At 45.9% G+C, this 12,368-nt stretch carries 8 protein-coding genes; 4 read left to right on the plus strand and 4 right to left on the minus strand.

Annotated features, from left to right (window positions below; genetic code table 11):
* Positions 1-3 precede the first annotated feature (3 nt).
* From KXJ80_RS19130 to KXJ80_RS19140, 3 genes are all read left to right on the plus strand, one after another.
* Positions 4-1,737, plus strand: coding sequence for a toxin-antitoxin system YwqK family antitoxin (locus KXJ80_RS19130; RefSeq protein ID WP_218737298.1), 1,734 nt, complete (start codon positions 4-6; stop codon positions 1,735-1,737).
* A 156-nt stretch (positions 1,738-1,893) separates the two neighbouring features.
* On the plus strand, positions 1,894-4,206 hold the full coding sequence (locus KXJ80_RS19135) for a toxin-antitoxin system YwqK family antitoxin (protein ID WP_218737299.1): 2,313 nt from the start codon (positions 1,894-1,896) through the stop codon (positions 4,204-4,206).
* A 212-nt stretch (positions 4,207-4,418) separates the two neighbouring features.
* Positions 4,419-5,516, plus strand: coding sequence for a calcium:cation antiporter (locus tag KXJ80_RS19140; protein ID WP_037428733.1), 1,098 nt, complete (start codon positions 4,419-4,421; stop codon positions 5,514-5,516).
* 41 nt (positions 5,517-5,557) lie between these two features.
* Here KXJ80_RS19140 and KXJ80_RS19145 read toward each other — a convergent pair whose 3' ends face one another.
* Positions 5,558-7,135 (minus strand): rhomboid family intramembrane serine protease, encoded by a 1,578-nt coding sequence (locus KXJ80_RS19145; protein WP_218737300.1) that lies wholly within the window; start codon positions 7,133-7,135, stop codon positions 5,558-5,560.
* A 211-nt stretch (positions 7,136-7,346) separates the two neighbouring features.
* Positions 7,347-8,312: a D-alanyl-D-alanine endopeptidase gene (pbpG, locus tag KXJ80_RS19150; RefSeq protein ID WP_037414829.1), complete on the minus strand. Its 966-nt coding sequence runs from the start codon at positions 8,310-8,312 to the stop codon at positions 7,347-7,349.
* Positions 8,313-9,079: 767 nt separating this feature from the next.
* Between pbpG and KXJ80_RS19155 the strand changes: the two genes are divergently transcribed.
* Positions 9,080-9,520 (plus strand): DUF2846 domain-containing protein, encoded by a 441-nt coding sequence (locus KXJ80_RS19155; RefSeq protein ID WP_047538285.1) that lies wholly within the window; start codon positions 9,080-9,082, stop codon positions 9,518-9,520.
* A 111-nt stretch (positions 9,521-9,631) separates the two neighbouring features.
* On the opposite strand, the gene lysS is transcribed toward KXJ80_RS19155, so the two are convergent.
* Both lysS and prfB read right to left on the minus strand, forming a co-directional pair.
* Positions 9,632-11,134: a lysine--tRNA ligase gene (gene lysS / locus KXJ80_RS19160; RefSeq protein ID WP_218737302.1), complete on the minus strand. Its 1,503-nt coding sequence runs from the start codon at positions 11,132-11,134 to the stop codon at positions 9,632-9,634.
* A gap of 29 nt (positions 11,135-11,163) precedes the next feature.
* Positions 11,164-12,262 (minus strand): peptide chain release factor 2 gene (gene prfB, locus KXJ80_RS19165; protein ID WP_164925631.1). Its coding sequence is split into 2 segments (ribosomal slippage): positions 11,164-12,186 and positions 12,188-12,262, totalling 1,098 coding nucleotides; the frame shifts between segments, so codons are not numbered across the junction.
* Positions 12,263-12,368 lie beyond the last annotated feature (106 nt).

Consider the following 12,368-nt stretch of genomic DNA (forward strand, 5'->3'; position numbering starts at 1 on the left):
GTTATGCGTCCATTTACTGTAAAACTGCTCCTAGGAGCACTCGTACTTATCAGTACCCATGCCAATGCGGAAAAAGTGTTACTCGATGCCCACTGGAATGTCATCAAGGATGAAAAACAGGCTCTGTACTATTTTGAGCAACCCGTTGATCTGACTGATGGCTACTATAAGGTCGAGGTTTACTACAAAGAAAAAAATAGGCTTTTCTGCTCAACGGCCATCGCCGATAAAAATATTGGTAAGGCACTCACTAGCGAGCAATTTCGCGGACCTTATCAATGTCACTTTGACGATGGAACTCCCTACGAACAGGGCTTTCGTAACGCGCAAGGTCAGCTCGATGGCGTCATCAAAAAGTACATTGCCACTGGCCAATTATATACTGAGTCACACTATGAAAATGGTGTGAAACAAGGCCTAGAAACGGGTTATTGGAATGGCGGCAATATCCGCTACAAAACCACCTTTAAAGATGGCCAAGAAGTCGGCATCAGCGAACATTTTGGCCCAGAAGGTGAAGTCACCGCCAAAATCTGCCATGACCCTACCTGTGTGAGCCAATATTTTAATCTAGGCAAACTCAACCGAGAGGAACATAAGGTTGATGGGCTACTGCAAGGCACTGAGACCACTTGGGGGCTGAATGGACAAGTCATCTCCACCCAAGAGTGGTTTAAGGATAAAAAACACGGCGACTATTTTGCCTATTTTGACAATGGTAAGGTAAAGCAACACTTTCAATATCAACAGAATTATAAGGTTGGTGAGCAGCTCACTTACTTTGAAAATGGTCAACTTAAATTAAAGGAAGTGACCAACGATAAGGGCGATGTCATCCAGTCCATCGAATACGATGACAAGGGTGTGATTAAACGTACCGCCGACAGCAAATACCAAGGTAATCGCTGGGTTTATCGCAAACAGCAGCGCTATCGCGACGGCCAATTGATTGAGACTCAAGAAGAGGACAAACTCAAAAACTGGTCGCTTTCCGAAACCTTTAAAAAAGGTTTGTTAATCGAGCGCCAGGAACGACTCAATAAGCAATTGAATGGCTTACAGATCAAATCCTTCGACTACAACGATGTCATCACCCTCTCCCGCGAATATTATCAGGCGGGTAAGCGTGAAGGCGCCTATGAGACGGTGAAAATTGAGCCAGCCACAGGCAAAAGTCAGCTAGTAGAGCAAGGTCAATATGCCAAGGATAAACAAGCAGGCACTTGGAAGAAATTTCAGGACGACGCCACCCTCACCTATAGCCACGATGATAATGGTGAGCTCCACGGTGAATACCTCAACAAGACCAACTCTGGCCAATTGCTTGAGTCCATGCACTTTAAACATGGCAAACCCGATGGATTAGTCCAGCGTTACGCCAGTAACGGCCAAGTGTATGAAAAAGGCGAATACCGTAATGACCTGCGCCAAGGTGATTGGATATTCACCGATAACGAATTCCAATATCGCCCAAGGCCGAATCCTGAAAGACGCTCTTGGCATGGCCGTTTTGAGCAGGGTAAACAAGTCGGCCATTGGGAACTGCGCTCAACCGAAGACTATGTGCTCGAAATTGCCAACTATGACGACCAAGGTAAGTTACACGGTAAGCAATACGAATTCGATGAACATGGCTGGATACGGGTGATGAATCATTACAATCATGGCCAGTTTTTAAATCAGGAAACACCGCCGCCAGCCTTATCGGTTGAAGATAACGTCTTTCCCTTTTATTAATAGCCTGTGGCGGTAAGCTGTTTAGCTTAACGCCATTCGCGTACACTGACGTGCTGTACACTCGACCAAAGTGCACAGCATCAACATTATGTAAACGTTAGGATTCTTATACTGGCTGCTATTAAGCGGCCCTAAGACCCAGAGCAAAGGATCAGCATGTACAACACGCCATTTCGCTTTATTAGCCTCGGCATTGCCGGAACCAGTCTAGTTTGTGCCTATGCACAGGCGGCGCAAAACCTCTCCTCCATGATGGTCGAAATCCGTCAGCAGGACGGCATACCCAGCTATTACAATCTCGCCACAGGCATGCCCTTAAATGGTGATATCGCCATTGTCCGCGATAACCAAGGTTATACCTTAGGGCAATTTTCGCAGGGAATACCGAATGGGAAATGGCAGGTATTTCATAGTAATAACAGTAGAATCGTCGAAGGTAACTATCAACTGGGTTACCAAGATGGCACCTGGCGACTGTTCGATTTAGATGGCACCCTAACCGAGGAGCAACAATTTGCCAAAGGTGTCCCCGTTGGCGAATGGAAGGAATTTAGTGCCGCAGGCAACGTTACCCAAAGCACCCTCTATAAAAATGGTCAAAAGTCCCAAGTTAAGCGCTTCTTCCCCAGCGGTAAATTGCAGGCGCAAGAAAGCTATCTTGATAACCTACGCCATGGCAAATGGGAAAGCTTTTATGAAAACGGCACCCTATCCCAGAGCCAAACCTACGCCAACAACCAACTCACTGGCCCCTATCTTGAACAAAACTCCGAAGGCCAGATTGTGGTTAATGGGCGTTTTGATGCCGACGGTCGCCGCCAAGGGTTATGGGAAACCTTTTTCGACGACGGTACCAAAGCCAGTGCCAGCCAATTTAATCTCGACAAACTCGAGGGGGAAGAGCGCACCTTTTATCCCAGTGGCGAACTGGCAAGCCTGTGCCACTATCAAGCGGGGCTTCGCCATGGTAAATGTCAACAATTCAATGAATTGGGTAAACTCCAAGTGGAGGAGCAATACCTCAACGATGTGTTAGAGGGGCGTCAGCAGTATTTTAACCTTGAGGGCGTACTGACCAGCGACTTGAACTATAAGCAGGATATGCTCGCAGGCACGCAAAAGTATTTCCACGCCAATGGCCAACTTAAAGAACTGCGTACCTATCAGGACTCGCAATTAGCCGATAATGGCCAATATCCGTTGCATGGACCTTCTGAGCGCTATGATACGGACGGTAATCTTATCGAAAAAAGCAGCTACAACATGGGCTTAAAGGATGGATTATTTGAGCGCTATAACGGCGGTAAACTGCAAACCGCAGAGGTATGGAAGCTAGGTCAACGGGACGGAGAATTTCGCCGTTACCACACCAATGGGCAGCTCCGCAGCTTAGATGTTTATTTGGATGGTAAACTCACCGGCCGCTCCGAATCCTACTATGAAGATGGCACACTCAATGAGCGAGGCGAGCGTATCGAAGGCGCTTGGGTTGGTAAATACGAATCCTTTTACGACAATGGCAAACCCAGAGAACTCGCCCACTACGCCCGCATAAAACCCAATAACAGCAATAGCTATCCCCTCGATGGCCACTTTAGTCGCTGGTATTACAATGGCGATCTCAATGAGGAAGGTGATTACCAAAACGGCGTTAAAGAGGGGCTGTGGATCCAATATCAGCAGGGGCAAAAACAAAAAGAGCAGACCTTTGTTAACGGTAAACTCAATGGCAATTACGCCGAATATTACCAAGGTCGACGCCGCGTCACCGGCCAATACGAGGATAATCAAAAAACGGGTCTCTGGATTGATTACCGCTATGAAGCCAAAGATCCAACCTATGGCGCAATCCCCGAGGGCAATATCAGCCAGAAAACCCATTGGAAGGACAATAAACGTAACGGCACAAGCGAGTACTACAGCTTTAAGCAAGTGGTTTATCGTTTAGAAACCTATGATAACAATGATAAAACGGGCACCTATGCCGAGTATTATCCTAACAATGGCCAGCTCAAACTGAGCGGCACTATGGATAAAGGTCAGCAAACAGGACTGTGGGAAAGCTGGTATGAGGATGGCATTTTAGCCGCCAGCAGCGAGTTTTTAGATAACCAACAACATGGCACTAGCAAAGAATATTACAGCAATGGCCAGCTCAAACTCGAAGCCCAATACACAAAAGGCGAGCTAGACGGCGAGCGCAGGGAATACCACCAAAATGGCAAGCCCAAACTCAGCGAAACTTGGTTAAAAGGCCAGAAGGAAGGCAATGCCAGCTATTATCACGCCAACGGTAAACTCGCCGAACAAGGCACTTATCTTAAGGATCGCAGGGAAGGTTTATGGCAACAGTTTTGGCCCAATGGCGAAAAACGCAGTGAAGGCAGCTATATCGCCGATCGCCAAGCGGGAGATTGGCATCATTACGATCAGCTCGGCAAGTTGATTAATACCGAGCACCATGGCTAATAAATTGCGTTAGCTTGCCTGCAGTTTGCCTAGTTTGTGACTCGCAAAATCGGCTAAGCAAAAGGTATTAATCGATAACTGGGGTTTTGAATAAAAAAGCGATCTCGCTCAAAATTTTATGCCTAACCCCAAATCTAAAAGAATATTCATGCAAAGTGTGCCATAACCAATGTCTATACTAACGGCCTTTTTCCGCTTTGGATCAACTGCCTATGAAGACATTTATCAAAGACGAATTTGCCCTGCTACTCGGAATACTCACATTAGTATTCTTCAAGACTGGCGGTGATAGTTTGCTCGCCGATGGCACGGCTCTCTCAACCTATATTCCCGTTTCACTTGCCCTACTCGGAGTGGTAACTTGGGCGATTTTCTCCGTGGTGCGTCACTCGGATGCGCTTGCCATCAAGCTCGGCGACCCTTACGGTACCTTGATTTTAACCCTGTCGGTAATTTCGCTCGAAGTGGTGATGATTTCTTCGGTGATGTTAACGGGCGAGCCAAATCCAGTGATGGCAAGGGATACCATGTTTGCCGTAGTCATGATTATTACCAATGGCTTAGTTGGTTTCACTCTGCTACTTGGTGGCTGGCGCTATCACACTCAGCACTTTAATTTAGATGGGGTGAAATCCTATTTAGTGGCGATTATTCCCCTCGCCCTGCTCTGTTTAGTGCTACCTAACTTTACCGAGGGCGGCACCATTGGCAGCATGTCCAAGCCCATGTCTTGGATGCTCATCATCATCTCGATTTTGCTCTATGGCATCTTTTTGGTGATCCAAACTAAGAGCCATAGCCACTTCTTTGTCGATGCCGACCACGAGGACCACGAAGAGCATCACGGCATACTGCGCAGTAATATCTACCACACTATGCTGTTGATTGGTTATTTGCTGGTGGTGATTCTGCTCGCCAAAACCCTTGCTATGCCCATTAATTACAGCGTGGCCTCTCTCGGGGCGCCGCCAGCACTGGGCGGCTTTATTGTCGCCTGTTTGATCTTATCTCCAGAGGCGGTAGGTGGCTTTAAGGCTGCACTCAATAATCAACTGCAACGGGCGATGAACCTCTATTTTGGTTCAGTGCTCGCCACCATAGCTCTCACCGTGCCCGCAGTATTGATTGTCGGAAGTGTGATAAATCAAGAGGTACACTTAGGCCTTTCTGCGGCGGATATGGTGCTTTTAGCCACCAGTTTAATGGTCTGCAAAGTCAGTTTTAGCAGCGGTAGAACCAATGCTCTCCATGGTGCGACCCATATAGTGCTGTTTATTGTGTACCTTTTCCTGATGTTTGAGCACGCCTAAATACCGCTTACATTTAATAGTAAAACCCATTAGCCGAGGATTTACCTCGGCTTTTTATTGGCCTGCGGTTGCATCTTATTTGGCCGTAGCAGGCTCCCAAGCAATAATCCACAGCCCAAACCGCCAAGATGCGCGGCATTATCCACGCCGCCAAAGAGCCCCATCACAAGACTTGCAGTAACAAATAGGGTCAGATTCAGAGCAAGTGGCATATTGTCCGCCAAGGGCAATAAGCCCAACCAAATCCACATGATCAACACCCCAAATAATCCCATAATGGCGCCCGAGGCACCGATACTGAACGTCGCCTCATACCAGCTAATACTGGCAATGCTCGCCACTAAACCACAACATAAATAGACCCCGAGTAAACGCCATTTACCCAGCAGCGGCTCCAAAAACATCCCCGCAAAAAACAGTCCGTATAAGTTAAAAACCAAATGCATCAAGCCGCCATGTAAAAACACATTGCAGATCAACCGCCAAACTTGTTGATCCAAAACCAACTGGCGAAGGTTTGCGCCCCAATCGAGCAACAGACTGTTTGGAAAGGCGATAAAGTGCTGGCAGGCAAAAGCCATCAACATAAATATCAAGGCGTTGATATAAAGTAAGATTGGTGTGATAACAAAACCCTGCCGAGGTTTAAATTCAGCCAAAAAGCTATAAAGCTCTGCCTTAGGTTTTTCTATACTTAGCTGCGCCACCAAAGCCTTAGACGCCTGTGTCTCATCCAGCTTTAGCATCAAGCTCATCAGTAACCACACAATGGCCGCAAAGCTTAACCAGGCGATAATCCACGCTAATTTATGGCCATTACGCGCCTCGAAGGGCTTATTCACTGGCATCAAGACGGTTTGATAACCATCGAAATACACTGAGCTTTTTTGAGCAGCGGTCAGTAGCTGAGTGTAGCGGGTCGACGGGCCGATACGGTCAAGATAGACAAAGTCTTCAGGCTTAAAGGCATTAAAATCCTGCTGGCTCTGATGAATAAACTCTTGAAATAGCGCTTCTTTCTGCTGCGGTTCGAGTCTATTACTGATCGTTTTCTCATAAACTTTGCCATACCATGCCAAGGCTTTAGCACCAACCAACCAACTCTCGTTACGTTTAGCAAATATCGGCATCGCAATATACAGGCTCATACGCAGCTCACTATTACCCTTGCCAATCGGCTCAATATTGCGCTGCACTCCTATATGTTTTTTATCGATATAAAACTGATTTAATTGGTAATACTTGGTTTGCGGCTGGTGTAATAGTGCATTGATGGACTCGAGTTGAGTCAACTTGCCCGTTGCGCTATTAAGGTATTCCTGCGCCACGATAGTGGGCACGGCTAGCAACAGCACGGCAATCACAAAATAGATAAAACGGCTATTACTCTTGGTAAAGCGGAATAACTTAAGCCGAGGTCTTAAGTAGAAAAACAGCAAGGGCCAAGGCAATATCAGCGGCAGCCAGAAATTGATAATCGATTCGTCAATGCTCAGCAGTTGGAACTCGATAATCAACAACCAATGGAGCAAGCTGTAGCCTGAGACAAATATCAGGCAGAGCAGTATAAAGGGCACATAGATCAACTGGAGTTTTTTTAAGACTAACGCCACACGCATATCATCCTTGAGAGAAAAAACCTGCCAATAATACGGTGTATCGCCACGCAACGCACCCTCTACGGGGTGATTAATTGACTTTTAGTTAAGCCTATCAATCATCTACAACACAAGTGCTAGAAAAATGACAATAAAAAGGCCAGAACGATTCTGGCCTAAAAACGGTCAACATACCCTGTGACGGGACATGGATAAGCAGGAAACGCCTGCCTTAGGTCTCGCTGACCTTAGCAAATTGCTGCTGATTGCGCTGCTTCTTATATTGCTTAGCATCCGCGGGGATCGGAGTGACTTTGCCTGTTTCTAACCAAGTACGTAAACGGTTAGCATCGGCCATATGGGTATACTTACCATAGGCATCGAGCACAACAAAGGCCACTTGGCGTTTGGCCATTTCGGTACGCATCACTAAGCAGTGCCCTGCTTCATTGGTAAAGCCCGTTTTAGTGAGATGGATATTCCAGTTATCTTTATAAACCAAGCGATTGGTATTTCTAAAATCGAGGCTGTACTTTGGTTTGCCAAAGGTTACGGTTTTCTTTTCGGTCGAGCTTAACTGACCTAACATGGGATAGCCTTCGCTAGCCTTTAGTAACACCACCAAATCCCGCGCGCTCGAGACGTTCTTCTCTGACAATCCAGTCGGCTCTACATAGCGAGTGTTTTTCATCCCTAGGGCTTTCGCCTTAGCATTCATCGCTTTAATAAAAGCTTTATGGCCACCGGGATAATGGTGGGCAAGACTTGCGGCGGCACGGTTTTCAGATGACATTAATGTCAGCAATAACATTTCTTTACGGCTAATTTCACTGCCAATACGCACCCGCGAATATACGCCGCGCATTTCCTTAGTATCATTGATATTGATAGTAAGCTTTTCATCCATAGGTAACTTAGCATCTAAGGTCACCATCGCGGTCATTAGCTTAGTCACGGAGGCAATGGGCCTTACGGCATCGGGATTACTGGAATAGAGAATTTCATTAGTTTTAAGATCAACGACTAATGCACTATTAGCTGCCACCTCCTGCTTAGCAGGGGCTTTTTTAGCAGAAGTTGCTTTAGTGGCGGTGCTTTTTGTAGTGACAGAGGCCGAATCGGCTGAATGCGCTGTCGCGGCAACAGTTAAACTGCTGCATACCAAGATAAAACTACCAAGCAGAGAAGGGATCTTCATGTAGAATTCACTGAGTCGTTAATAAGTCGAATGTGCTACGGCACAGGGTTGAGGCTAAGTATAAGAGGTATATGCCGAAAGGAATAGAACTGAACACGACTTTTATCAGCAATATCAGCACTTTTTACACTCACTTTATGAGAAAAATCTTAATTTTGAGCCAACAAACACATCAGAGTAAAAGTGCCTATTAACAAACAATCGTAAATCGGCAATCATAAAAGCTAAAAAAAATTTAATATTCAGAATGATAAACCAAATACATTTGGATTATCGAGATTATTAATCATCTATTCATTGATGTGCAGACGAGCCGCCATTTCGATAAAAGCCTTAGCAAAGGATCCGAATGGAAGATAGAGCTCCCTTTCTTAATTTCCTCAAGCTCTATAGCCATAACATTAATGAGTTTAAAACACCTCAATAGTGAAAAATGAAATATTGCCAACGAAGCTCATCACAAAAACCAACAGCTAGCGCAACAAAATCACACTTTAAATGACAAACAGATAGCGGGCCGATACAAGTTAAGCTATATTGCGCAACATCAAGGATAGTAGGTTTAGCTTACTGATTAAATAGCACTTTTTACTAATCATTTGCCATATGAAATCACGTAGGCTTGTGTCAGGATGATGTTTTTTCTGTTCATCCCCCGCACACCCCCTTTCCTTGAAAACAGGAGTTAATACCGAGCTAATCAGTATTAATGGATATAGAGAGCCGACTCCACAGGCTTGTTATCATTTTTAAATTAGGGATTGATGATGTTAAAAAAACTACTTACCCCCATGTTAGCTGTTTGCCTATTTCTGACTGGTTGTGCTTCAGTGCCGATGGCATCACAGGAAGAAGATGCCAAATTAAAAACATTCCAAAAACCGGCTGACAATAAAAGCGGTATCTATGTTTACCGTAATAGCTTTGCTGGACAAGCACTAAAGAAAAATATCTACATTAACGGCAATCTAATTGGTGAGTCAGCAAACAAAGTTTATTTTTACAAAGAAGTTGATCCCGGTGAGCAAAAGTTATCGACCGAATCTGAATTCAGCGAAAATGATTTAACAGTGAAAACAGAAGGGGGTAAAAACTACTTCTTCGAGCAATATATCAAGATGGGTGTATTTGTGGGTGGTGCAGGACTAAAAGCCGTCTCAGATACCGAAGGCATGAAAAACGTTCAAGAATGTAAACTAGCAAAATAGTTATTGCTCACTTTTACATTACATCCATAAAAAAACCAGCCAAATGGCTGGTTTTTTATATTCATCCAATGCCATTGGGTCGCAGGTTTTATCTGCAACCCAATACCGCACTTAGGCTTGTGGGCGCATTGCAGGGAATAGGATCACGTCACGGATAGTGTGAGTGTTAGTAAATAACATCACTAAACGGTCGATACCGATACCTTGACCTGCTGTTGGTGGTAAACCGTGTTCCAGTGCAGTGATGTAGTCTGCATCGTAGAACATGGCTTCGTCGTCACCCGCGTCTTTGGCGTCAACCTGCGCTTTAAAGCGGCTATCTTGATCTTCAGCATCGTTTAACTCGCTGAAACCGTTAGCGACTTCACGGCCACCGATGAAGAATTCAAAACGGTCGGTGATGAAGTGATTGTCATCGTTACGACGTGCCAGTGGCGAAATGTCCGCTGGGTAGCCTGTGATGAAAGTCGGTTGCATTAGCTGCCATTCAGCAGTTTCACCGAAGATTTCTTCTAATAACTGACCACAGGTCCAGAACTTCTCGATCTTGATGCCTAGGCTGATCGCCAGTTCACGCATGAATTCAAGATCTTTCACTTGCTCGTAGGTCATGGCTTGGATAGTCGCGTTGTCAGGATTGTATTTCTGAATCGCTTCTAACATGCTTAAACGGGCATATGGGCCACCGAAATCAACAGTGTGCTCGCCATATGGCATTTGCGCGCTACCTAACAGTTCAATCGCGATTGAGCTTAACAGTTCTTCGGTTAAGTCCATCAGATCTTTGTAGTCTGCATAGGCCATATAGAATTCCATCATAGTGAATTCTGGGTTATGGCGTGGCGACAGACCTTCGTTACGGAAGTTACGGTTGATTTCGAACACGCGCTCAAAACCACCGACCACTAAGCGCTTGAGGTATAACTCTGGCGCGATACGCAGGTACATTGGCATGTCCAACGCATTGTGGTGAGTGATAAATGGACGGGCTGAAGCGCCGCCTGGGATCACGTGCATCATTGGGGTTTCAACTTCCATGAACTCTTTTTTGATCATGAAGTTACGGATAGCTGCAACCACTTTAGAACGCATAACGAAGGCTTGACGAGATTCTTCGTTAACGATTAAGTCCACATAACGTTGGCGGTAACGGGTTTCTTGGTCGGTCAGGCCGTGGAATTTTTCTGGCAGAGGACGCAGTGCTTTAGTCAGCAGTTGATACTCTTCCATGTTCACGTACAGATCGCCTTTACCAGACAAGTGCAACTGACCGGTTACGCCGATGATGTCACCGATATCCAAACCTTGGTAACGGTCTTTCAGATCCGCTTGAACGCCCTTTTCAGCGTAAGCTTGGATACGACCAGACACGTCTTGGATCACCAGGAATGGGCCACGTTTTGCCATGATACGGCCAGCGATGCTGGTTTTAAAACCTAAGGCTTCGAGTTCTTCCTTAGTGTTTTGACCGTATTTTTCCTGCAACTCAGCCGCTTTGTGGGTGCGACGGAAAGTATTAGGGTGAGCATTAGCGCTGCAGTTCGGGCGAATACTGTCTAGCTTGGCACGACGCTCGGCAATCAGTTTGTTTTCATCTTGTACTTGTTCAGTCATCTTATTTCTCGTCTATACCTTTGAATTAATTACAGCCCTGATTTCAAACTGGCTTCGATAAACTTGTCCAGATCGCCATCGAGTACCGCTTGGGTATTGCGCGTCTCCACGCTAGTGCGTAAGTCTTTAATACGGGAATCATCCAATACATAAGAACGAATTTGACTGCCCCAACCGATGTCAGATTTGGCATCTTCGGCGGCTTGCTTTTCAGCATTTTGCTTATGCATTTCTAATTCGAACAGTTTGGCTTTTAACTGTTTCATCGCCGAATCTTTGTTCTTGTGCTGTGAACGGTCGTTCTGGCACTGCACTACCGTGTTGGTCGGTAAGTGGGTAATACGTACCGCAGATTCGGTTCGGTTAACGTGCTGACCACCAGCACCCGAGGCGCGGTATACGTCGATACGTAAGTCAGCAGGGTTGATATCGATGGTGATATCGTCATCAATCTCAGGGTAAACGAATACCGAGCAGAAAGACGTGTGGCGACGACCCGATGAGTCAAATGGTGATTTACGCACTAAGCGGTGCACGCCAGTTTCGGTACGTAACCAACCAAAGGCATATTCACCGGTAAACTTAATGGTCGCGCCTTTAATACCAGCCACGTCACCGTCGGTCACTTCCATCAGCTCAGGACTAAATCCGTGGGCTTCACCCCAACGCAGATACATACGCAGTACCATGTTGGCCCAATCTTGCGCTTCTGTACCACCACTGCCCGACTGAATGTCTAAGTAACAGTTTGAGGCGTCCTGTGGACCAGAGAACATACGGCGGAATTCGAGTTCGGCCAAACGGCTCTCTAAATAATCCAGCTCTTTGGTGGTTTCATTGAAGGTGTCTTCGTCTTCTTCTTCGATGGCAAGCTCAAGTAGACCTTCAACGTCTTCTAGACCTGAGTCCATATCATCGATAGTTTTTACGACGGCTTCGAGGCTGGCGCGCTCTTTACCTAGGGCTTGAGCACGTTCAGGCTCGTTCCACACCTCAGAACTTTCAAGTTCACGGCTGACTTCTTCTAGACGCTCATGCTTAGCATCGTAGTCAAAGATACCCCCTAAGAAGCTGCGTACGCTCGGCAAGCTCCTTAATTTTGAATTTTACTGGATTAACTTCAAACATGGATTTTTAACTTCGCTTATTTTTGCCGTTTTTAATGGGTTTCCCATCAAAGCAGGCGGCGCTTAACGGTAATTGCAACCGCGCATTTTAACCTAACAACGCTGGT

This window comes from Shewanella xiamenensis (assembly GCF_024971755.1).
Lineage (GTDB): Bacteria > Pseudomonadota > Gammaproteobacteria > Enterobacterales > Shewanellaceae > Shewanella > Shewanella xiamenensis.